Annotated in this window: 19 protein-coding genes; 8 read left to right on the top strand and 11 right to left on the bottom strand. The window is 39.7% G+C overall.

Features of this window, described 5'->3' with window-relative positions:
• The first annotated feature begins 176 nt into the window (after positions 1–176).
• Positions 177–2,825 carry a bifunctional acetaldehyde-CoA/alcohol dehydrogenase gene (gene adhE / locus QQK09_RS10460; protein WP_284204080.1) on the top strand — a complete coding sequence of 883 codons (2,649 nt, stop codon included), beginning with the start codon at positions 177–179 and terminating at the stop codon, positions 2,823–2,825.
• 181 nt (positions 2,826–3,006) lie between these two features.
• A complete protein-coding gene (locus QQK09_RS10455; protein ID WP_284204079.1) occupies positions 3,007–3,663 on the top strand; it encodes a nitroreductase family protein in 657 nt (218 codons plus the stop codon).
• Positions 3,664–3,780: 117 nt separating this feature from the next.
• Here QQK09_RS10455 and QQK09_RS10450 read toward each other — a convergent pair whose 3' ends face one another.
• From QQK09_RS10450 to ugpB, 5 genes are all read right to left on the bottom strand, one after another.
• Positions 3,781–4,647 (bottom strand): HAD-IIB family hydrolase, encoded by an 867-nt coding sequence (locus QQK09_RS10450; protein WP_284204078.1) that lies wholly within the window; start codon positions 4,645–4,647, stop codon positions 3,781–3,783.
• Positions 4,640–5,746, bottom strand: coding sequence for a sn-glycerol-3-phosphate ABC transporter ATP-binding protein UgpC (ugpC, locus tag QQK09_RS10445; protein WP_284204077.1), 1,107 nt, complete (start codon positions 5,744–5,746; stop codon positions 4,640–4,642). The genes QQK09_RS10450 and ugpC overlap by 8 nt, the downstream gene beginning before the upstream one ends.
• The gene (ugpE, locus tag QQK09_RS10440) at positions 5,747–6,595 is read right to left on the bottom strand and encodes a sn-glycerol-3-phosphate ABC transporter permease UgpE (RefSeq protein ID WP_284204076.1); all 849 of its coding nucleotides are present in this window, start codon (positions 6,593–6,595) and stop codon (positions 5,747–5,749) included.
• On the bottom strand, positions 6,595–7,476 hold the full coding sequence (gene ugpA, locus QQK09_RS10435; protein WP_284204075.1) for a sn-glycerol-3-phosphate ABC transporter permease UgpA: 882 nt from the start codon (positions 7,474–7,476) through the stop codon (positions 6,595–6,597). The genes ugpE and ugpA overlap by 1 nt, the downstream gene beginning before the upstream one ends.
• 93 nt (positions 7,477–7,569) lie before the next feature.
• Positions 7,570–8,877, bottom strand: a complete 1,308-nt coding sequence (gene ugpB / locus QQK09_RS10430; protein ID WP_284204074.1) for a sn-glycerol-3-phosphate ABC transporter substrate-binding protein UgpB — start codon at positions 8,875–8,877, stop codon at positions 7,570–7,572.
• Positions 8,878–9,124: 247 nt separating this feature from the next.
• On the opposite strand from ugpB, the gene QQK09_RS10425 reads away from it, so the two are divergent.
• From QQK09_RS10425 to QQK09_RS10415, 3 genes are all read left to right on the top strand, one after another.
• The gene (locus tag QQK09_RS10425) at positions 9,125–9,904 is read left to right on the top strand and encodes a glycerophosphoryl diester phosphodiesterase (RefSeq protein ID WP_284204073.1); all 780 of its coding nucleotides are present in this window, start codon (positions 9,125–9,127) and stop codon (positions 9,902–9,904) included.
• Positions 9,894–10,688 carry a DeoR/GlpR family DNA-binding transcription regulator gene (locus QQK09_RS10420; protein ID WP_284204072.1) on the top strand — a complete coding sequence of 265 codons (795 nt, stop codon included), beginning with the start codon at positions 9,894–9,896 and terminating at the stop codon, positions 10,686–10,688. Before QQK09_RS10425 ends, QQK09_RS10420 begins: the two co-directional genes overlap by 11 nt.
• Before the next feature lie 131 nt (positions 10,689–10,819).
• Positions 10,820–11,773 (top strand): patatin-like phospholipase family protein, encoded by a 954-nt coding sequence (locus tag QQK09_RS10415; RefSeq protein WP_284204071.1) that lies wholly within the window; start codon positions 10,820–10,822, stop codon positions 11,771–11,773.
• Between the two features lie 51 nt (positions 11,774–11,824).
• On the opposite strand, the gene QQK09_RS10410 is transcribed toward QQK09_RS10415, so the two are convergent.
• Together QQK09_RS10410 and QQK09_RS10405 are read right to left on the bottom strand one after the other, a co-directional pair.
• Entirely contained in the window at positions 11,825–13,306 is a 1,482-nt protein-coding gene (locus QQK09_RS10410; RefSeq protein ID WP_284204070.1) for a GGDEF domain-containing protein, read from the bottom strand.
• A gap of 10 nt (positions 13,307–13,316) precedes the next feature.
• Positions 13,317–13,820, bottom strand: coding sequence for a hypothetical protein (locus QQK09_RS10405; protein WP_284204069.1), 504 nt, complete (start codon positions 13,818–13,820; stop codon positions 13,317–13,319).
• Positions 13,821–14,188: 368 nt separating this feature from the next.
• On the opposite strand from QQK09_RS10405, the gene QQK09_RS10400 reads away from it, so the two are divergent.
• Positions 14,189–15,529 (top strand): MATE family efflux transporter, encoded by a 1,341-nt coding sequence (locus QQK09_RS10400; protein ID WP_284204068.1) that lies wholly within the window; start codon positions 14,189–14,191, stop codon positions 15,527–15,529.
• Between the two features lie 85 nt (positions 15,530–15,614).
• On the opposite strand, the gene QQK09_RS10395 is transcribed toward QQK09_RS10400, so the two are convergent.
• Positions 15,615–16,817, bottom strand: coding sequence for a BaiN/RdsA family NAD(P)/FAD-dependent oxidoreductase (locus QQK09_RS10395; RefSeq protein ID WP_284204067.1), 1,203 nt, complete (start codon positions 16,815–16,817; stop codon positions 15,615–15,617).
• A gap of 128 nt (positions 16,818–16,945) precedes the next feature.
• Complete coding sequence (fkpA, locus tag QQK09_RS10390; protein WP_284204066.1) at positions 16,946–17,692, bottom strand: FKBP-type peptidyl-prolyl cis-trans isomerase; 747 nt, start codon at positions 17,690–17,692, stop codon at positions 16,946–16,948.
• Between the two features lie 124 nt (positions 17,693–17,816).
• Between fkpA and QQK09_RS10385 the strand changes: the two genes are divergently transcribed.
• Complete coding sequence (locus QQK09_RS10385; RefSeq protein ID WP_284204065.1) at positions 17,817–18,815, top strand: WD40 repeat domain-containing protein; 999 nt, start codon at positions 17,817–17,819, stop codon at positions 18,813–18,815.
• Between the two features lie 7 nt (positions 18,816–18,822).
• Entirely contained in the window at positions 18,823–19,032 is a 210-nt protein-coding gene (locus tag QQK09_RS10380) for a SlyX family protein (protein ID WP_284204064.1), read from the top strand.
• A 75-nt stretch (positions 19,033–19,107) separates the two neighbouring features.
• Here the strand turns inward: QQK09_RS10380 and QQK09_RS10375 are convergent, their stop codons facing one another.
• Both QQK09_RS10375 and pilB read right to left on the bottom strand, forming a co-directional pair.
• Positions 19,108–20,340, bottom strand: a complete 1,233-nt coding sequence (locus QQK09_RS10375; protein WP_284204063.1) for a type II secretion system F family protein — start codon at positions 20,338–20,340, stop codon at positions 19,108–19,110.
• 105 nt (positions 20,341–20,445) lie between these two features.
• The gene (gene pilB, locus QQK09_RS10370) at positions 20,446–22,137 is read right to left on the bottom strand and encodes a type IV-A pilus assembly ATPase PilB (protein WP_284204062.1); all 1,692 of its coding nucleotides are present in this window, start codon (positions 22,135–22,137) and stop codon (positions 20,446–20,448) included.
• Positions 22,138–22,141: the final 4 nt, after the last annotated feature.

Below are 22,141 nucleotides of genomic sequence, written 5' to 3'. Positions count from 1 at the left end.
TACATCACTATTAACAGTAATTAACTTACACCATGATCTTGATCAATACCTCAAAAAATGTAAATTCCTATAATCGGTTTGAAAGTTATTTACTAAGATAGGTTTTACGAAAATAAGACTTAGTTTTACTAAAACATTTTTAAATTTTTTAACTTTTATAATCTTTGGAGAAATATATGACAGTAAGTAATGTTGCTGAATTAAATGCAATGGTTGCACGCGTTAAAGCGGCGCAACAAGAATTTGCAGGCTATTCACAAGAGCAGGTTGATAAAATCTTCCGTGCTGCATCTCTAGCTGCTTCAACTGCGCGTATCGAACTTGCTAAAATGGCTGCTACTGAGTCAGGCATGGGTATCATGGAAGACAAAGTAATCAAAAACCACTTTGCATCTGAGTTCATTTATAACAAATATAAAGACGAGCTAACATGTGGCATCATCGACCGTAACGATGAAGGTGGTACTATCACTATCGCTGAACCACTAGGTATCGTTTGTGCAATCGTTCCAACTACAAACCCTACATCAACAGCAATCTTTAAAGCACTAATCTGTCTTAAAACGCGTAATGGCTGTATCTTCTCGCCACATCCACGTGCTAAAAATGCAACCAACTACGCAGCTAAAATCGTATTAGAAGCAGCAGTGAAAGCCGGCGCTCCAAAAGATATCATCGGTTGGATTGATGTACCTTCTGTAGAACTTTCTAACAAATTAATGAAACATGACGATATCAACATGATCCTTGCTACTGGTGGTCCAGGCATGGTGAAAGCGGCTTACTCATCGGGTAAACCAGCAATCGGTGTTGGCGCAGGTAACACACCTGTAGTAATCGATGAAACTGCAGATATCAAACGTGCTGTTTCTTCTATCTTAATGTCTAAAACATTCGATAACGGTGTTATCTGTGCTTCTGAGCAAGCGGCAATCGTTGTTGAATCTATCTACGACGAAGTTAAAGCACGTTTTGCTAAATACGGTGCTGTAGTATTAAGTAAAGTAGAAGCTGAAAAAGTACGTAAAGTTCTACTTATCGATGGTGCCCTTAACGCAAAAATCGTTGGTCAACCGGCATACAAAATTGCTGAACTAGCAGGCGTTAAAGTACCTACTTCAACTAAAATCTTAATCGGTGAAGGTTTAGAAGCTTCTTGGGATGATGAATTTGCTCACGAAAAACTATCTCCTACTCTAGGTCTATTCAAAGCGAAAAACTTTGAAGATGCTGTACGTCAAGCAGGTATCGTTTTAGACATAGGTGGTGTTGGTCATACTTCAGTACTTTACACAGACCAAGATAACAACGAAGAGCGTATCGCATACTTCGGTGACAAAATGAAGACTGCACGTATTCTAGTAAATACGCCTGCATCTCAAGGTGGTATCGGTGACCTTTACAACTTCGAACTTGCACCTTCATTAACACTAGGTTGTGGTTCTTGGGGTGGTAACGCTATCTCAGAAAACGTAGGTCCTAAACACCTTATCAACAAAAAAATTGTAGCTAAGCGAGCAGAAAATATGTTGTGGCATAAACTACCAAAATCTATCTACTTCCGTCGTGGCTGTTTACCAATTGCAATGACTGACCTTGAAGGTAAAAAACGTGCACTAATCGTGACTGACCGTTTCTTATTCAACAACGGTTACATTGATGATCTACGTAATATCTTAAAAGAAAAAGGCATGGAAGTTGAAATTTTCCATGAAGTAGAAGCAGATCCTACATTAGCAGTTGTTAAAGCCGGTGCTGAAGCATGTCACAGCTACCAACCAGATGTTATTTTAGCAGTTGGTGGTGGTTCACCAATGGATGCAGCTAAAATCATGTGGGTAATGTACGAGCACCCAGAAACTGATTTCGAAGATCTTTCAATGCGCTTTATGGATATTCGTAAACGTATCTACAAGTTCCCTAAAATGGGTACTAAAGCTGAAATGGTTGCGATTACAACTACGTCAGGTACTGGTTCTGAAGTAACACCATTCGCTGTTGTAACAGATGAGAAAACAGGTCAAAAATACCCATTAGCAGATTACGAACTAACGCCAAACATGGCTGTTGTAGATGCTAACTTAGTAATGGATATGCCTAAGTCTCTATGTGCATTCGGTGGTTACGATGCGGTAACACATGCAATGGAAGCTTATGTTTCTGTTCTTGCAAACGAATACTCAGACGGTCACGCTCTACAAGCACTTAAGATGCTTAAAGAGTACTTACCAAGCTCTTATGCTAACGGTAAGAAAGATCCAATCGCACGTGAGAAAGTTCACAATGCAGCAACAATCGCAGGTATGTCTTTTGCGCAGTCTTTCCTAGGTGTGTGTCACTCAATGGCGCATAAATTAGGTGCTGAGTTCCACATTCCACACGGTCTTGCTAATGCACTATTGATTTCGAACACTGTTCGTTTCAACGCAACAAACAACCCGACTAAACAAGCAGCATTCTCACAGTACGATCGCCCTAAAGCACGTGCTCGTTATGCTGAAATTGCAGAACATTTAGGTTACCGTGAAGGTAATACTGAAACTAAAGTTAATGCATTACTTAACTGGTTAGACGAGCTTAAAGTTGCATTGGATATTCCAATGTCAATTCAAGCCGCTGGTGTTGATGAAGCTGCGTTTATGGCTAAAGTTGACTCACTTGCTGAAGATGCATTTGATGACCAATGTACTGGTGCTAACCCACGTTACCCATTAATTGCTGAACTTAAAGAAGTATTAATCGCTTCTTACTACGGTAAAGCATACGTTGACGTAATGGATGCACCTGAAGTTAAAGAAGAGAAAAAAGAGCAAAAAGCGAAATAATTAGCTAACCACTCTTTATCTTACTAAGCCCACTTTATTGTGGGCTTTTTTTTATCTCGACTTTTATTTCCAGCCTCCTAGCAACACTCAACATAAATCGGGTATATGTTTAATGGTAAAGTTGTTAAATTGAGCTAACTTTCTATAGCAATTAATTACGTTTAACCCACTGGAGAGAGATATGCATCAAATAATTAAAGATCTACATGCGCGTTATACGGTCAAGCAATATGACTCCAATAAACGTATCTCATCTGAAAAAATAGAGATAATCAAAGAAGCGATCCGCCTCTCTGCGTCTTCTATCAATTCACAGCCATGGAAATTTATCTTAATTGAAAGTGAACGAGCTAAGCAGCGCTTCCATGATACTTTTGCCATAAAATACCAATTTAATCAGCATCATGCAGTTCAAGCATCGCATATCATTTTATTTGCATACGACCCACATTACAGCAAAGAAAAATACAAACATGTTGTTGATATTGAAGTAGAATCGGGTCACTTACCTGCTGAGATGTACGATAATATGCTCAATGGCGGTTACACCTTTGCAGAATCAAATACCGATGATGCAGGCTTTAACGGTCACTGGACAAAAGCACAACTCTACCTAGCCCTTGGTAATGCATTGCATACACTCGCGCGTCTTGAGATTGGTTCGACACCAATGGAAGGCGTTGATGCGGATCTGATTGGTAAAATATTCGAAGATGAACTTGGCGGTTTTGTCTGTGAAGTTGCCCTCGCTATGGGTTACCACAAAGAGGGTGAAGATTATAACCATGGATTACCTAAAGCACGCTTACCCAGCGATGAGATATTTACAGTACTTTAAGATTAAGTCTATTCGAAGATGGATGTAGAAGATCTAAGCAAGCCAAGTCACTATCGTTACTTAAACATAGTAACTTGGCCTTTTTTATGGTTTTTATTAAAAGCGTCAATCAATATTTCAAGCAGCCAGTGATTTTTTCGCTTCTACAATAACTTCAGCTAACTCAGCAAACCCATACCCGCCATTTTTATTGGTGATATAAGCAGGTTTAGCTTTAAACCGAGATAAAATTGGTTCGATATTTCTTACCCCAAATGTCATGGGCAACCACGCAAACATCGACTCATCATTTAACGAGTCGCCAATATAAGCGATTTCATTAAGGTTTATTGGCGCATCAATCTTATTTACTAAGGCATCATGTAATAAATAAGCCTCTGTGGTTAAGCGTTTACTGTGGCTTCCAACCCAAACGTTAAGGTGTATTGAGCTTTCCGTTGCATTAACAGGATGCCCATCAACGGTTAGTTTAGTTATTTTGGCGATTAAATCTCGACAAATATTATCACTGATAGGCTCTCTATCTTGGCTTAGGTTGATCGCCACATCGCAGTAACGAAAAGGCTGATCATTAGCAAAACCAATGTCAGGATACTCAAGCAATAAAATATTAAGCTGCTCAATAAGCTTTTCTTGCTGCAGCTTCATAGTATCGAGTGCAATAGTTGCTTGGGTACTAAATCCATCACTGTTTTTTTGCATCCAAAAAGCGCCGTTCTCTCCAATAACACCATGAACAGGCCAAAGTTTAGCTATTTGATCACACCATCCTGCACAAGCCCCAGTAACAGGAACTACGCGTACACCCGCTGCAGATAACTTATTCAATGCAATCATGCTCTCTAAAGGAAGCGAGCCTTCCCAAGTGAGGGTATCATCGACATCAGTAAACAGCCATTTGATCGATTTTGCTTGCGTTGATGATATCGCAGTCAGTGGTTTAGGCATTACACTATGCCCACGATTGAGTGTTGAATTAAGCATAAATAGCCTCGGTAATTGGTTGTACGTTATTTTCAATGTGAATGCGCTTCGATGTCGTTGCATCAAATAGATGCAAGTGTTCAAGTTTAGTGGTTAAACCAATTACATCCCCTAGTTTAAATTGACTATGCCCATCAACACGCACCACCAAATTTTGGCTGTGCTCACCCGTTGTTCTGCAGTAAACGAGCAGGTCTGCCCCCAATGCTTCAATCAATTCAACTTCCACTTCAAACCACGGGTTGGTTTTAGTCACTTGTAAATGTTCAGGTCGAATACCTAATTTTACACCGCCAATTTTTAAATATTGGGTATTAAATTTGTATAATAAATTACCTAACTTAACCCCTTGTGAAATGATATTTGCATCAAAGATATTCATCGATGGTGAGCCGATAAAAGTGGCAACAAAAACTGATGCTGGTCGGTCATAAATTTCAATAGGACGCCCTACTTGCTCTACATTACCTTTGTTGAGTACCACTAATTTATCCGCAAGTGTCATCGCCTCAACTTGATCATGGGTTACATAAATTGACGTTGTCCCTAAACGGCGCTGTAACTTCTTAATTTGTAGCCTCATCTGTACCCGTAATTTAGCATCTAGGTTAGAAAGTGGTTCATCAAACAGGAATACCTTAGGTTCACGTACAATCGCGCGTCCCATCGCAACACGTTGTTTTTGCCCACCAGAAAGCTCTTTTGGCTTTCTCTCTAATAACTCAGAAAGCTCTAACATTTCAGCGGCTTCAGTCACTAAACGGTGAATCTCCGCCTTAGGGGTTTTACGGTTACGTAATCCATAAGCCATATTGTTATAGATAGTCATATGTGGGTAAAGCGCATAGTTTTGAAATACCATCGCAATATCTCGCTCGCCTGGTTCTAAATGGTTAACAATACTTCCATCGATTGTCAGTTCGCCAGAGGTTATCTCCTCCAGTCCAGCAATCATTCGTAATAGTGTTGATTTGCCGCAGCCACTTGGTCCAACAAGCACCACCATCTCGCCATCTTGGATATCTAAATTAAGTTTATGAACAGCTTGGTAGCCATTTGGGTACGCTTTAGCAATATTTGAAAGTGTTACAGTTGACATTTACTTCTCCGAATCTACTAGGCCTTTAACAAACGCCTTTTGCATAGCAATAACTACGATAACTGGCGGTAGCATTGCGATAATTGTGGTGGCCATAATTTTATTCCACTCGATAATTCCGTCTGTGACACCAAGCATCTGCTTGATGCCCATCACGATGGTGTAATACTGTGCATCAGTGGTGATCAACAGCGGCCATAAATACTGGTTCCAACCATAGATAAAGGTGATCACAAACAACGCGGCGATATTAGTGCGCGAAAGTGGCAGCAATATATCGAAAAAGAAGCGAATAGGACCAGCACCATCAATACGCGCGGCTTCAACTAGCTCACGAGGCACCGTTAAAAAGAACTGTCTAAATAAGAATGTGGCGGTTGCACTGGCAATCAGTGGAATCGTTAACCCTGAAAATGAGTTCAGCATGTTGAGATTAGTGACAATCTCAAAGGTTGGAATAATACGCACTTCAACGGGTAGCATCAGTGTGAAAAAAATCATCCAAAAAGCCAACATACGCCCAGGGAACCTGAAAAACACCACGGCATAAGCCGACATAATCGAAATAGATAATTTACCAACAGTAATAGCTAACGCCATGATCATCGAATTAAACAACATATCGGTAATGGGCAATGATGAATTATTAAAAGTACTTTCATTACTTAACAAGTCACGAAAGACACTAAATCCTAAATCACCAAACCAAAGTGGCGTGCTCGTTGAGAAAGCACTATTTTCATGTGTTGTTGCAACAACGGCAACCCAAACAGGCAGTGCAATGGAAACAATGCCAAGCACTAAAATAACATGACAAAAAATCCTAAAGAGTGGTCTTCTTTCTACCATTAGTACGCTACCTTCTTTTCTACATATTTAAATTGGAATACGGTTAACAGCGCAACGAGCACCATTAAAATAACCGATTGAGCAGCAGAAGAACCAAGATCTAAGCCAATAAACCCATCGTTATATACCTTGTAGACTAAGGTTGATGTGCTGTTACCGGGGCCACCTTGTGTCATCGCATGAATCACAGCGAAAGTATCAAAGAAGGCATAAACAAAGTTAATCACCAATAAGAAAAAGCTAGTTGGTGAGATCAGTGGAAAACTAATCGTGATAAATCGTTTTATGGGTCCACTACCATCAATAGCAGCAGCTTCATGTAATGACTTAGGAACAGATTGCAATGCCGCTAAAAAGAATAAAAAGTTATAACTGATCTGCTTCCAAGTAGAGGTAATAATCACCATCCACATCGCATGATCGCCATTCAAAGTGGGATTCCAATTAATTCCAAACCATTCCAACATATCGGTCACAACACCGATGCTCGGGTCAAACAAGAATAACCAAAGAGAGCCGGCAACCACGGGTGCAACTGCATAAGGCCAAATCAAAAAGGTACGATAAAAAGTGGCACCACGAACAATATGCTCTGCAAAAGCAGATAATATTAATGCACAAACTAATGCGAGCACCGCCACACTGACGCTAAATTTTAACGTCGTAAAAAAGGATTCAAGATAATAGCTATCGTTAAATAGGTTAATAAAATTTTCTAAACCAACAAACTCTCTGCTTAACCCAAAAGCATCTTCTAATTGAGCTGACTGGAAAATGGCTTGCCCTGCAGGCAAAATAAAAAACACAATGGTAATCAATAGCTGCGGCGCAATCAGCGCGTAGGGCAGGTATCTATTTTTAAAAATAACGGGAGACGACATAAATATTTCCACGGATAAATTACGCTAAGATAAAATATGCGCCTCTTGCAAAAGAGGCGCTAAATGTTGAATTTTATCTTTTCATTCACAACTTTACTTTTGAGTACGCTCAAAACGTCTTAACTGCTGATTACCAAGGCGAACTGCATCATCTAATCCTTGTTTAGCTGATTTATTACCAGCCCAAACCGCTTCTAATTCTTGGTTAATAATGTCGCGAACTTGTAAAAAGTTACCAAAACGAACACCTTTAGAATTAGCGGTTGGTTCAACCGAGGTCATTTGTAAAACAGCGATATCAGTGCCCGGATTTTGATCATAAAAACCTTCTTTCTGGGTTAACTCGTATGCCTCTGTTGTGATAGGCAGGTAGCCAGTAAATTGATGCCAATCCGCTTGAACCTCTGCACTCGATAGGTAAGAGAAGAACTGTGCTACGCCTTTATATTGCTCACTATCATGACCACGTAGCGCCCATAAAGAGGCTCCACCAATAATGGTATTTTGTGGTTTCATAATCAGCGTATCGTCATAAGGTAGTTCTGCCACACCCACATCAACTCCAGCCATACTCTCTTGAATACCAGATAAGCCTGCAGATGATCCCATGGTCATCGCACACTCTTGGGTATAGAACAATGGCATGCCACTTGATTGGCGACCACCATATTTAAAGATGCCTGATTCAGACCATTTTTGTAGTCGTTCGATATGTTTTACGAAAGGCTCTCTATTAAATTGAAACTCGCTATCAAAGCCATCAAAACCATTATTATTACTTGCCATTGCAACGTTATTACGTGCACCAAAATTCTCTATTTGGGTCCAAGACTGCCAAGTGGTGCTAAAACCACACTGTGCACCAGAGGCGATCAACTGCTTTGACACCTGCTCCATCTCTTTCCATGTTTTAGGTGCAGATTCAATGCCCGCTTTCTTAAACATATCTTTGTTGTAATACAGTACGGGCGTAGAACTATTAAAGGGCATCGATACCATTTTGCCGTCACTTGTCGTGTAATAACCTGTTACCGCAGACAAATAATGGCCAGAATCGAAGGGTTCTTTAGTGTCCTCCATCAATTCATGCACAGGATAAATCACCTGCTTTGCGCCCATCATGGTTGCAGTACCCACTTCAAAAACTTGTACAATTGCAGGCTGCTGCTTTGCACGAAATGCCGCAATTGCGCTAGTCATAGTTTCCGCATAACTACCTTTATAAACAGGCTTTATTTCATACTCTGATTGACCCGCATTAAAATCAGCAGCAATCTCATTTACTTTCTGACCTAACGCGCCTCCCATTGCATGCCACCACTCAACTTCTGTTTTTGCCTGAACTGAGTGACTTAATAGAGCACTTGCAACCGCTACTGCACTGAGGTGTTTAATAGACATTTGATTTGTCCTTTATTTAAGCTGTCATTAATATTATTTGGAAGAATAAGTAATCTAACTACCCTCCTCTCGAAATGTTCAAATGAAGGTTAAATGAAATATATGACACTTTCACGACACAAAAATGACAGTAATATGAACAGAAGTGAACGTTACTTATCATTAAAAAACAGATTGTTATGACATAAAACTGCAACAAACTTTTAATAATATTTAGCTAAAGGAAAATAATTAAGCAGAGAGAATCATGAACATCGCTATCCCAGAAAAAGCACAACAAACGGTTCAGAAAACAATAAAAACCACAGCGCATCGTGGCGCTTCGAGCCTCGCACCAGAAAATACTTTAGCGGCTTTTATGAAGGCAGCTGAATTAGGTTGTGATTGGATTGAGATAGATGTTCAACTCAGCTTGGATAAAGTACCGATGGTAATTCATGACCGCACTGTCGATCGTTGTTCAAATGGAAGTGGTGCAGTTGCAGAGTTGGCGTTATCAAGCTTAAAACAACTTGATGCCGGGCAATGGTTTGGGCAAGCATTCACAGAAGAGCGTATTCCAACACTGGCTGAAACACTGTGCTTAGCTAAAAAGAATAATTTGAAAGTGAATATCGAGCTCAAACTGTACCCGCAAGATGATGTGCAGGTGTTATGTGAAAGAATCAGTGAAGTGATTACTGAATCACAGTGCATCGACACTCAGTTACTGTTTTCTAGTTTTAATGCTGAAGCATTGAAACGGATGCAAAACCTTCAACCACAAATACGCCGCGGGCAACTGTGGGAGAAAATTCCAACAGATGCCCTTGCAAACTTAAAAGAGATCGACGCCTATAGCGTACATTGTGACTATCGGTTCTTAACTGAGCGTCAAGCACAGCAGTTAAAACAAAGTGATTATCAGCTTTATTGCTATACCCCAAATCAACCAGCGTTAGTCGAACAACACTGGGGATGGGGAGTGGATATGATGATAACCGATAAACCTCAAGCCTATCGTGCGATATTAGCTTATGCATCATAGTAAGGTTGCCACCAGCAAGCATAAAATAAGTGTTCGTCAGCAAACCATCATTGATATGATCCATAAAGAGGAATATTGCTCGATAGAACAACTTGCCCATAGTTTTGCCATTACTACACAAACTATCCGCAGAGATATCAATGAACTTTGCGCATTAGGCCTCGCTTGCCGTCATCATGGAGGGGTAGGCCTACCGGTTACCTTAACCAACCGAAGTTATATCTCTCGAAAAATAAGCAATCAAGATGAGAAGCAACTTATTGCAGAACAGGTTGCCACGCAGATACCAAACGGCTGCACACTCTTTTTGGGGATAGGCACTACAATTGCTAACATTGCAGAACGGCTATCTGGTCACAGCGAGCTGAGGGTTATCACCAATAATTTTGAAGCTGCTCACCACTTATCGCAGTACGAGAGTATCGAAACCTGGCTACCAGGAGGCCGTATTCGTAGCAATGATAGAGACATAGTGGATGGGCGTATCAAAGAATTTTACGGTCAATTTAATGCTGATATCGGCATTATTAGCTGCGCCTCAGTACGTTTAATTGAGCAACCACGGGCGTTAAACCAAATACCATTAATACCGGCGATACAATCACAAATCACATCCTATGAAGTTGCCTTTGAGCATGAGTTGCGTGAAGCAGAGGTTAGCCAAGCTATCATTAACGGTTCGCAACAAAAATGGTTAGTTGCAAATAAAGCGAAATGGCAACGTAAAGCAAATGCAAAAGTCGCTCCGCTACACTATTTTGATCAGGTTTTTTCTGAACAATGACTCATCGCTCTTACCTGCTAAAAATTGCTACGTTTTAAAATAGTTTTTAACTATTAAATTAAAACAAACTAACGATTTAAACTATCTAAGATATTAGCGTACATTGACTCCTTGTGAATCACGGAGGACATATGAACCAATTAGCAATGAGCAGCAGTGACCAGTTAAACAGTAGCTTAGAACACCACCAAAATTATTCTTCATCAACAGCAATTAAAAATACGGCACTTGTTGTTGAGGGTGGCGGTCAACGCGGCATTTTTACTGCTGGTATATTAGATAGTTGGATAGCCCAAAGCTTTAACCCCTTCTCTTTATTAATAGGTACCTCTGCGGGTGCACAGAATCTCTCGAGCTACATGAGCGGGCAGTTCGGTTATGCAAAACGTTCAATCATGCAACTCTCACAGCACCCTGAATTTTTTAATATGAAACGCCCACTAGCAGGTGGTAATACAGTAGATCTTGATTGGTACTTTAAAAAAGCCTGCGATCCTGAATACCAACTGAATATGGGGTGCGTTCAAAGACAATTAGAAAAACGTACACTACTCTTTGCTGCCACCAATATGGAGGATTTTAGCCCTCGTTTTTTGCAGCCTACACAAAATAATTGGCTGACAATGCTCAAAGCCTCTAGCGCACTGCCCTATTTATATAAAAATGGCGTCGCAATTGATGGTGAACATTTCGTAGATGGCGGTGTTGCACTGCCAATACCTGTTCAAGAGGCGTATCAAAGAGGGGCTAAAAAGATAATCGTGTTGCGCACCGTTGCTAAAGAGCAAAATGTACACTCTCCTTGGGCCCATACTTTGAAATCTTGGATGTGCAGTTCACAACGATGCCCTAAGGTATTAAATATAATTACAGGCCATGAAAATGCTTACAATGAAGCAGTAAAATTTATCAATTCACCACCTGAGGATGTGCAGGTCATTGAAATAGCACCAGCAAAAAAACTAACAAGCCGACTAATTGGCAGTAGTGATGAGGCGCTAGCTGCTGATTATAAAATGGGTTACATAACTGGTATGCAATTTTTAGCTAGTCAAAATGCATACCTATTTAAAGAAAATAAATAATTATCACATCAAAAACTATAACTTTTATTAATTAACAGTAAACTTAAAAATTTATTTACCTGACCTGAGAATAAATTTTGCCGATGATACATTGTTGCGCCCTCTATTTTTAGCGACATATAACTGTTGATCGGCTTTATTAAAAAATTCACTAAATAAGCTAGAAAAATCTATATCTTCTGCATGAAGATCAATCGCCTCTATAAAGCTCATGCCCAAAGAGATAGATAAATTATGCTTTTCCGTGCTTTTATTAAAAACGAGATCTAAATGTTGTACCGCTTTACGAATATTCTCAGCTTTAATAAGGTGAGATCCCTTAACATAATCAGGAATCAGTATTACAAACTCGTCTCCACCAATACGATAACATTTATCATCCCGACCAATCGTATCCAACATCGCTTTCGCAACCGCCTGTATGACGTGATCTCCCTCGGTATGCCCATAACTATCATTAAAGGATTTAAAATTATCGATATCACAGACGATAAGCGCAAAATTTCGACCAGAAAGTAGTGCAGTTTTCAGCAATGGTTCAGCTTGATGTACATATTTATGCCTAGAGCCTAGCCCCGTTAAAGCATCAGTGTTCGATTTTTGCTTTAAATCTCTCACTTGAAACTGAATTTCAGTTACTAACAAAATAAACGTTCTCGCTAACTCTCCAATCTCATCGCTACGATAACGCTCTTTTATCTCTCTAATTTGAATATTCTCAATCTCTTCACGCATATGTTTAGAGAGATTTTTAATCGGTGCAACCAACCGCCGAGTAACAATTACAATTAAAACTAAGGATATAAAAATAGCAAGCACAGCCTCAAAAATAAGATCAACTAATAACTTCTGATGTAATGATGCTAATTCTTGAACATCAAATACCCCCCATAACCTTCCGGCATTATCATTCTCAAGAGGTACCGACATATGTAATTGATTTAATTGTTCATCAAAATAGTAGGGGGATTCAGAGGTTATGCTCTCTATGCTAAAACCACTAAACTGCTTCTTTGCAGCTAAGCTTTTCAAACCTTCATTATAATCGATCGCTGATTTTTGAATAATATAATCCAGTTTGGCACGTCTTTCAGTCTCGCTTTCAGGGGTTAGCTTTAATAGTTTTTCAAAACGACTTTTTATAAGCTGTAACTGCTCAATATCAGCTAAAGTAATATCTTCCCGCCATATATCCTTATTTTCACGCAGATAGCGAACATGGAACAATTTCGACTGGTGGTCAGATATCCCTTTAATATCAAGAAACAATAGATTTTTATGCCGATATAACTCGTTAACATGCGTGGGGAGCATAAGCGTTGTGTAGTTTCGTCCGGAAACCCATAACGAGACATGCTTAACATGAAACAGTAATACATCTTCAGCTCTCTGCGAGGCCTGTTTAACATGTAACTGCCATTCATAATTAAATCGGCTAATACTCATTCCCAATATAATCATCACAACAAGCACAATATGAGAGACTACCAGCATCTGATTAATAGTTAATACGGGAAGAAATGAACGCTTCATCTTAGTTACCTTATGGCTCAGGAGTGAAACATGTTCCATTGATGCAGATATCTTTATAGGTATTGTGACAACTATGGCAAAAATCGGGTGCTAATGATGGGTGATCATCACTCACATCTTCCCCTTTAAGATTATAACTTCCATAAATAGGAAACCCACCTAAGTGCTCAGTAACCCAAACAATATTACTCGCCTCAGCAATTGCAACAACGGTAATACCATCAGTATAGGGGCCATGGGTTTGATATTGCTGCATCTTATTAGGATTAACACGAATAGTAAGTGGCGAGCCTTGACCATTGTTCATCCAAGTATAGGCATAAACTGACTCTTGAAAAAAAGCGGATGCATCTTCAGGCAAAATGGTATCCGTTGAATAAATTTGGTGCCTTGCTACAACAGGCCAATCTTGCCAATCAATAGGAAAAGATGCCACCGAAGCTGCAGCACTATTATTAGGGGCGGTTACTAACATAAAAGCAAAAACTAACGCACTCGCATACAAACGCATCATCAATTTCCTTGTAAACTAAACGAATATATAACTACTAAAGCTTAGTAACAAAAAACGGTTCTGCTTAACTATTTAAAGCAGTATTGATTGGGCATTGCCCACACAATAGGACACTAAAAAAATACCGCCATTATGTATTATTTTAATATTTAACCCTATAAAGCTCACACATTATAAATATCAACATCTTGCAACATAATTAAACCTTTATACTGAGTTCTATAGAGCGAATTAACACGAACACACTCTTTTAATCCTTATTTTCACATAATCAAATTACCCTTTGAAGGAACAGCTATAAGAGGTTTTTCGCCCTCATTCAAATACATCAAATTTAATCTCTAATTTAAATAATCACACCAAGGCTTATGAAATTTACAAAAAAAACACTCTTACAAAATGCTTCACTTGCATGGCCAATGACCTGCAACGCGATACTGATGCAATCGGTTACTATTATCGACCTGTTATTGATCGCATCTTTAGGGGAATCTCAGGTAGCGGCTTTTGGTATCGCTGGTGCGATTGTTTCCTTCATTATTGGTATTCAGTTTGCCATTGCCAATGGCACGCAATTAGTACTATCAAGAGCTGTCGGTGCGGGCGATAAAAACAATATTGGTTTAGTAATGACCTCTGGTTGGGTAATCAATATTGGCTTTTCATTACTTGCGCTGTTCACCCTATTTTTATTCAACGCGCCACTTATCGAAAATATTACCCACGATGCATTAGTTGCTTCAGAAGCCAAAAGTTATGTGTCGATATCATTATTATTACTGCTTTTTTCATCCGCTTCACAAGTTATTGTCGTCTACTTCAACTCAACCAAAAAAACACGTATTCCCTTATACGGCTTTATGATTGAAATACCGTGTAATGTGATTTGTAGCTTTATTCTTATTTACGGTATCTGGGGCGCACCTGAATTAGGGCTCGCGGGAGCAGCATGGGGAAGTGTGATTGCGATTGTGATTCGTTTTGCTTACCTATCTTATCGTTTATATAAAGAAAAATACCATGGTTACGTAACTGGGTTGTTCATTTTAAGCAAAAAATCTGTCATTGAGCATATTCAAGAAGTCGTGCCCATTGTGGCAAATTTTATTGTGCTATTAACAGGGCTACTTCTATTTCAGATTTTATTCGCCCAACTACCTGTTGCTTCTTATGCCGCAATAACCTTAGTATTACCTTGGATTAAAATTGTCTCGATGTTTGCCAACACATGGGCACAAGCAAGTACGATTATAGTCAGCCAATACATTGGCAAAAATGAACACCAAAAAATCGCGCCATTCGTTGATCAGTCATTGCTAGTTACACGTATTATCGCTGTCTTTATTCTGCTCATTTTTTACATTTTCAGTGAACTAGCACCATTAATATACTCAAATTTATCCTCAGAGACATTAACAGCATTAGCGACAATAGCGCCTATTTATATAGTTTTACCTCTAATTCGTACCAATAACATGTTTTGTGGGAATATGATTAGAGCGATGGGGGAGAGTTACCTGATTGTGCGTGTCAATATCATCACACAGTGGATAATTGCTTTGCCATTATGCGCATTAATGATCTACCTTGAAGCCCCACTTTATGTCGTATTTGGTATTATTTTGCTTGATGAAATATTGAAATTCCAACCATTTAGAAGAACATTAAAGAGTTGTTTGGGTAAGTATAAAGGTGATGAAAAGGCTTAAACTTAAGCAATAGAAGAAACTAAATAATAAACACAATCTATTCCCTTTAAATAGGATAGATTGTGTTTATTTGATGCAAATACGATTAAGCAACCTGTCCTGCAGCCCAGCCGCTTGACCACGCCCATGCGAAATTAAACCCGCCTAACCAACCAGTTACGTCTAATGCTTCACCGACAAAGTATAAACCAGCAACAGATTTACACTGCATTGTTTGTGAAGAGATCACATCGGTATCGATACCGCCCAAGGTCACTTCCGCGGTGCGGTAACCTTCAGTGCCATTAATAGCAGGAGACCAGCGATGGAAAAGATCTGCAACTTGCTGCAGTTGCTTTTCATTGTATTGCTTGAGTGGCACGCTGATTATTTCGGCGCTCTCTAATAAGCACTCAACCACACGTTTAGGCAGTTGGTGACTTAATAGTGTTTTTAACCCTAACTCAGGGCGATTTTTTTGTGTGATTAACAGTTCCTGTAAAAGATCTAACTTAGGAAGAAGATCCAACGTTAATGCTTCACCCGCCTGCCAATAATTTGAGATTTGTAAAATAACAGGACCACTTAAACCTCGATGGGTAAACAATAATGCTTCGTTAAAGCTAATCTGTTTGGTTTTCTTACCAACTTTAATTTCACAACTTGCTGTCGCAGGAAAACTAATACCAGAAAGATCAGCAAACTTTTCTTTTTGTGCTTGATGTAATGTGAAAGGTACTAAGCCAGCACGAGTTGCTTTAACAGGTAATTGATAATGATCTGCAATCTTATAAGCCAATGGTGTTGCACCCATTTTAGGCAGCGATAAACCACCTGTAGCGACAACTAGGGATTTTGTCTCATAATTGCCCATTTTAGTTTGTACACTAAAGTGGTTATCAGCAATTTGTTGTTGGGAGAAGATCTCACACTGTAATTGCACGGTTACGCCTGCACTTTTCGCTTCATCGAGTAACATGCCTATAATTTGCTTCGCACTGTCATCACAAAATAGTTGCCCATGGTCGCGCTCATGCCAGCTGATATTATGTTTATCAACCATGGCAATAAAATCCCATTGGGTATAACGGCTGAGTGCAGATTTTACAAAGTGGGGGTTATCACAAAGAAAATTAGCAGGTTCAACGTATAAGTTGGTGAAGTTACAGCGCCCACCTCCACTCATTATGATTTTCTGACCTGCTCGTTTAGCATGATCTACCACTAATACCTTACGACCACGTTTACCCGCTTCAATTGCGCACATTAGCCCAGATGCACCAGCACCAATGATTATTACATCCCACATATTTGTTACCTCGATTTATAAGGCAACAAGGATACAGCAGACAAAAAAAAGGGCAAAAAAAAGATCGCACTAGGCGATCTCTTTTGACAGAAAGGGAAAGCAAAAGAGCTTACCTTTAAGTGGTGATATTACTCAGCAGCGGCTGCAACTGGTTCAATTTCTAGTAATTCCACTTCAAAAATAAGTGTAGAACCTGGAGGAATAGAACCTGCACCTTGCTCGCCGTATGCTAAATCAGCAGGGATAACGAATTTGTATTTTTCGCCAACACTCATTAGTTGAACACCTTCAGTCCAACCAGGAATAACACGGTTAAGTGGGAATTTAGCAGGTTGACCACGTTTTACTGAGCTATCAAACTCAGTACCGTCTACTAATGTACCAACATAATGAACTGAAACAGTATCTTCAGCAGATGGTTTAGGACCTTCTGCTGCAGTAATAACTGAGTACTGAAGACCAGATTCAGTCACCGTTACACCTTCTACTTTTGCATTTTCGGCTAAGAATGTTTTAGCTTCTTCAGCTGATTTTTCAGCCATTTCAATCTGTTTTTGCTCGGCAGCAGCTTTCACTTCAAGATCGTACGCTTTTAATGTCTCAACCATCTCTTCTTCAGTCATTTGAGATTGGTCACGTAACTTATCAGTAATACCTTTAAGAATGATCTCTTTATCTAAGCTCATTCCAAATTCAGCTTGCTTTTCAAGTGTTGTATTTACGTAGCTAGCAAATGATGCGCCAATTGCGTAAGCCGCTTTATCTTGAGTATTTTCAAAAGAAACAGTAGTCGCTTCCTCTTTTTTTACTTCGTTACAACCGACAGTAAGTGCAACAGTTGCTGCTAATAAAGAAACCTTAAATACATTTTTCATTGTTACTCCAAATATTTATATAAAAACTTGTTAATAGATAGTCACTTATTGGATAAGCAACTATCAAAAATGTTACGCTTATACTAACCTTAATTGTTTATTATAACCAAAAGTTAATTCGCGAATGTTATTAAAAATGTTAGTGAGACAGCCATTTAAATTGCTTTTTATACTACCTTGCCTCACTTTTATCCTTTCTTGTTCCCAATCTGATGCGCCACTAAATCAATACGAACACGCTATCGAAGGCGCATTTGCAGCTGAAATTTCTCAAAATGGGGATTACTCCATTATCTCATCTATCCATCATGGCTTAAGCCTTTGGGATAACCGCCAGCATAAATTACGCTATCAATGGCAACATCGTAACGCTGAAAGTAACGATGTCTATATTGTGCGTATTTCAGCTAATAATAACTATGCACTATCAGCAAGCCGTAGTGAATTTGCAATCTGGGATATCAAAACCGGAAAATCAATTGGGTTTTATCAAGTTAATGATTCTCCTATTCGCGACATTAGATTATCTGCAAATGGACGATATGTGTTGTATGGACAAGTAAATGGCAAAGTAGTTCATATTGATTTGCAAACCGGGCGTCGATTAGAAATGCCGATCCATAGCGAGAAAGTAAATAGTGTCGATCTTTCAGCTAATGGCCTTTATGCACTCTCCGGTGGTAATGACCATCGCGCCTTTTTGTGGAACACAGAAACCGCACAAATTATTCAACAATTTAATTTTAAACATCGTGTTTCAATGGTCAAACTAGAAGATCAGGGACGTTATGCTTTTGTCGCTGATAATCAAAAATCATCACAAATATGGGATATAAAAACAGGTGAACTGCAAAGTACGTTAATTTATAGCGCACGCCAATCCATTTTTTCTTCGGTACGTTTTATTAACGAGGGCAAGCAGTTACTCACGGGTAATGGCAGTAAAATATTGAACTTGTGGGATGTCGACAGTGGATTAAGTGTACAGGAATGGACAGTAACACCAAGAAAAGCAACACGTCCGAAAACAGCTGTAGTATACTCGGCAACATTATGGGATGGCGATAAAATCGCCTCAGAAAGCTCCGCTGGATTTCTTGAAATCTGGCCGATTAAAAAGTAGGTAATAAATGAGTACAGAAAGCCGTATTGAACAGCTAGAGATGAAAGTTGCATTTCAGGATGACAACATAGAAACCTTAAACGATGAGGTTTTTGAGCAGCAACGTAAATTACAAATTCTTACCGAACAAGTTGCTTATTTAGTGGAAAAATTAAAAGAGGCAGAGCCAGATAATGGCGGAATAGATCAAGTGGATATGCGTCCGCCGCACTATTAGAAATTGAAGCCTCAGCTTTAAGCTGTCGGCTATCAGCGAAAATCAGCTGACAGCTAAAAACTGACAGCTAATAAATTAACCAATAACACTACCCAATTGGAAGATAGGTAGATACATCGCGACGATCAAACCACCAACCACCACACCTAATACCACCATAATCATCGGCTCTAATAAGCTTGTTAAGGCATCAACAGCATCATCAACCTGTTGCTCATAGATATCAGCAACTTTACTCAACATGCCATCCAAATCCCCCGACTCTTCACCTATCATCACCATCTGTGAAACCATATCTGGAAACGTACCGGTTGTTTTCATTGCAACATTCATCTGCATACCCGCCATCACTTCAGAGCGAACGCTGTTTATCGCACTGCGGTAAACATAGTTACCAGAAGCACCCGCCGCCGAAATAAGCGCATCAACTAATGGAATACCAGCAGCAAAGGTGGTTGATAAGGTACGCGCAAAGCGTGCCACCGCGGCTTTATCTAAAATAGTACTAATAACCGGAATTTTAAGGACAAATTTATCGGTATTATCACGTACTTTCTGAGATTTAAGATGCGCTTTCTTGAATAGAAACCACGCTAACATTGTAGCACCGAGGATGATGTACCAATAAGCTTGCACCAGATCTGAAATACCTAAAACAAACAGTGTAAACGCAGGTAGCTCGGCACCAAAACCTTCAAAGATGTCTTGAAACTGGGGAATAACAAACAGAAGTAATAACATAGTTACCACGCCTGCCACCGCTAATACCGCTGCGGGATAGAACATCGCTTTTTTAATTTTTGATTTGAGCGCTTCTGATTTCTCTTTATAGATAGAGATACGATCATAAATCGTTTCCAGTGCGCCCGATTGTTCACCGGCATCCACTAAATCACAGTATAACGCATCAAAATATTTTGGGTGACCACGTAGGGTTTGAGAAAGCGGCGTGCCAGAAGCCACTTCATTAGCGATAGAGCTCATTAACTCACGCAATGGCGCTTTTTCATTACTCTTGGCTATCAATTGCAAGCTTTGTACTAACGGCACACCTGCGCTCAACATCGTCGCTATTTGGCGGGATATAATCGCAATATCCATTGGTTTAATTTTGTCACCGAAGGAAAATAGCGATTTTGCTTTCTTTGTGGTTTTAGTGACATTAACACCCTGCTTACGCAGTTCAGCTTTCACCTCTGCAGCAGACTCTCCCTGCAATTCACCAGAAACCTTACCGCCTTTTCTGTTAATCCCATTCCATTTAAATGTGTGAATGACTGTAGCTTTTACTTTCTTATTGGCAGCCATGTTGTTTCCTTTCGTTAATAGGGGTAATAAGTGATAAGTGCCGAGCTATCCGTAAAAATATAGCCCCGTCCTAGGGCTGTAGTCAAAACAGATTATAGCTGAGCACTAAGTAACACGTGTTACTTCTTTGAGACTGGTGATACCTGCAATAGCTTGATGTAATGCGGATTGACGTAAGGTATACATGCCTTCAGCTTCAGCGACTTGCGCTATTTGCATCGCATTACCTTCGTTTAGAATAATATGTCCGATATTATCACTCATCATCATCACTTCATAAATACCCACACGACCTTTATAACCATCGCTACATTTGCTGCAACCAACCGGTTTATAAAGAGTAATACCCTTTTGTATATCTCCCGCATTAAAACCAATGGTTTTCAGTTCTAAGTCCGTATAGCTATCTACTTCCTTACACTCAGGACACAAACGACGTGCTAAACGCTGAGCAATTATTAACGACACCGAGGAGGCGATATTAAAGGCGGGGACGCCCATATTTAATAAACGCGTTAATGTTTCAGAGGCAGAGTTGGTATGCAGTGTTGATAATACTAAGTGACCCGTTTGCGCCGCTTTAATACCTATTTCAGCGGTTTCTAAATCACGAATTTCACCCACCATCACAATATCGGGATCTTGACGTAGAAAAGAACGCAGCGCAGAGGCAAAGGTTAATCCCGCTTTGATATTAATTTGTACTTGGTTAATACCTGCCAAATTAATCTCCACCGGATCTTCCGCCGTTGAAATATTACGTTCGACGGTATTCAGAATATTAAGTCCGGTATACAGCGAAACGGTTTTACCACTACCCGTTGGTCCGGTAATCAAGATCATGCCTTGCGGTTTATCAAGCGCCGCTAGGTATTTCGCTTTCTGTTCATCGCTGTAACCCAGTTTATCAATATCAAGAGCCGCAGCCGATGAATCCAAAATACGCATTACAATTTTTTCGCCCCACATAGTGGGCAAGGTACTTACACGTAGGTCGATGCTACGTTTACTGGATATTTTTAACTTAATACGACCATCTTGTGGTAAACGACGTTCAGCAATATCTAACTTTGACATCACTTTTAAGCGTGCAGAGAAACGATTAGCAAGATTAACCGGAGGGGTAGCTATCTCTTTTAAAATACCGTCAATACGAAAACGGATACGGTATTTTTTTTCATAGGGTTCAAAATGGAGATCTGAGGCACCTTTGCGCACCGCATCAATTAAAATACCATTAATATATTTAACGATCGGGGCGTCATCATCAACACCTTGTGCTTCATCTAAGCGGGAATCTGAATCATCAACTTCAATATCGTCGATGTCACCCATGTCCATATCATCAAGCGAGTCTTCATCATTCTCAAGTAAGGTGTCGATTGCTTCTTTGAGGAATACTTCCTCAACTAATAGTGCTTCGGTATGCATAGAGAAGCTAAAACCAAAATCTTCAAGGGCGCCAACGTTAGTCGGATCAGACATCGCGATATAGAGGGTTTTAGATTGCACATACACCGGCAGGGCATGATGTTTCTCTATGAGTTTCTGATTAATAAACTTATCAGGGATACTATCCAATTCAAGGGTATCAGAGTCTAATAGAGGAATACCATATTCAGCTTCGCAGAACTGCGCTAGCTCAAGACTAGAGATAAAGTTGTTTTCCACCAAATAGCTCACCAATGATTTTTTCTCATTAGCGGCAGAGGTAGTGATTTGTTGAAGTTTATCGAAAGGGAGTAAACCACGAGTGGCCAAGCTAGAAGCAAGACCACTAATATTATGAGTTGTCATGATT

Source organism: Psychromonas marina, from assembly GCF_030161115.1.
In the GTDB taxonomy this organism is placed as follows: domain Bacteria; phylum Pseudomonadota; class Gammaproteobacteria; order Enterobacterales; family Psychromonadaceae; genus Psychromonas; species Psychromonas marina.
Note: the sequence above shows the minus strand (reverse complement) of the source record. Positions and strands in the feature narration are given on the sequence as shown.

What these genes read in the sequence shown, in the direction of transcription:
- ugpE (WP_284204076.1), bottom strand. Translation starts at nt 6,595, where the DNA reads ATGGTAGAAAGAAGACCACTCTTTAGGATTTTTTGTCATGTTATTTTA.
- QQK09_RS10400 (WP_284204068.1), top strand. Translation starts at nt 14,189, where the DNA reads ATGAAATTTACAAAAAAAACACTCTTACAAAATGCTTCACTTGCATGG.
- QQK09_RS10410 (WP_284204070.1), bottom strand. Translation starts at nt 13,306, where the DNA reads ATGAAGCGTTCATTTCTTCCCGTATTAACTATTAATCAGATGCTGGTA.
- pilB (WP_284204062.1), bottom strand. Translation starts at nt 22,137, where the DNA reads ATGACAACTCATAATATTAGTGGTCTTGCTTCTAGCTTGGCCACTCGT.
- QQK09_RS10405 (WP_284204069.1), bottom strand. Translation starts at nt 13,820, where the DNA reads ATGATGCGTTTGTATGCGAGTGCGTTAGTTTTTGCTTTTATGTTAGTA.
- adhE (WP_284204080.1), top strand. Translation starts at nt 177, where the DNA reads ATGACAGTAAGTAATGTTGCTGAATTAAATGCAATGGTTGCACGCGTT.
- fkpA (WP_284204066.1), bottom strand. Translation starts at nt 17,692, where the DNA reads ATGAAAAATGTATTTAAGGTTTCTTTATTAGCAGCAACTGTTGCACTT.
- QQK09_RS10450 (WP_284204078.1), bottom strand. Translation starts at nt 4,647, where the DNA reads ATGCTTAATTCAACACTCAATCGTGGGCATAGTGTAATGCCTAAACCA.
- QQK09_RS10425 (WP_284204073.1), top strand. Translation starts at nt 9,125, where the DNA reads ATGAACATCGCTATCCCAGAAAAAGCACAACAAACGGTTCAGAAAACA.
- QQK09_RS10420 (WP_284204072.1), top strand. Translation starts at nt 9,894, where the DNA reads ATGCATCATAGTAAGGTTGCCACCAGCAAGCATAAAATAAGTGTTCGT.
- QQK09_RS10395 (WP_284204067.1), bottom strand. Translation starts at nt 16,817, where the DNA reads ATGTGGGATGTAATAATCATTGGTGCTGGTGCATCTGGGCTAATGTGC.
- QQK09_RS10455 (WP_284204079.1), top strand. Translation starts at nt 3,007, where the DNA reads ATGCATCAAATAATTAAAGATCTACATGCGCGTTATACGGTCAAGCAA.
- ugpC (WP_284204077.1), bottom strand. Translation starts at nt 5,746, where the DNA reads ATGTCAACTGTAACACTTTCAAATATTGCTAAAGCGTACCCAAATGGC.
- ugpB (WP_284204074.1), bottom strand. Translation starts at nt 8,877, where the DNA reads ATGTCTATTAAACACCTCAGTGCAGTAGCGGTTGCAAGTGCTCTATTA.
- QQK09_RS10385 (WP_284204065.1), top strand. Translation starts at nt 17,817, where the DNA reads ATGTTATTAAAAATGTTAGTGAGACAGCCATTTAAATTGCTTTTTATA.
- QQK09_RS10375 (WP_284204063.1), bottom strand. Translation starts at nt 20,340, where the DNA reads ATGGCTGCCAATAAGAAAGTAAAAGCTACAGTCATTCACACATTTAAA.
- QQK09_RS10380 (WP_284204064.1), top strand. Translation starts at nt 18,823, where the DNA reads ATGAGTACAGAAAGCCGTATTGAACAGCTAGAGATGAAAGTTGCATTT.
- ugpA (WP_284204075.1), bottom strand. Translation starts at nt 7,476, where the DNA reads ATGTCGTCTCCCGTTATTTTTAAAAATAGATACCTGCCCTACGCGCTG.
- QQK09_RS10415 (WP_284204071.1), top strand. Translation starts at nt 10,820, where the DNA reads ATGAACCAATTAGCAATGAGCAGCAGTGACCAGTTAAACAGTAGCTTA.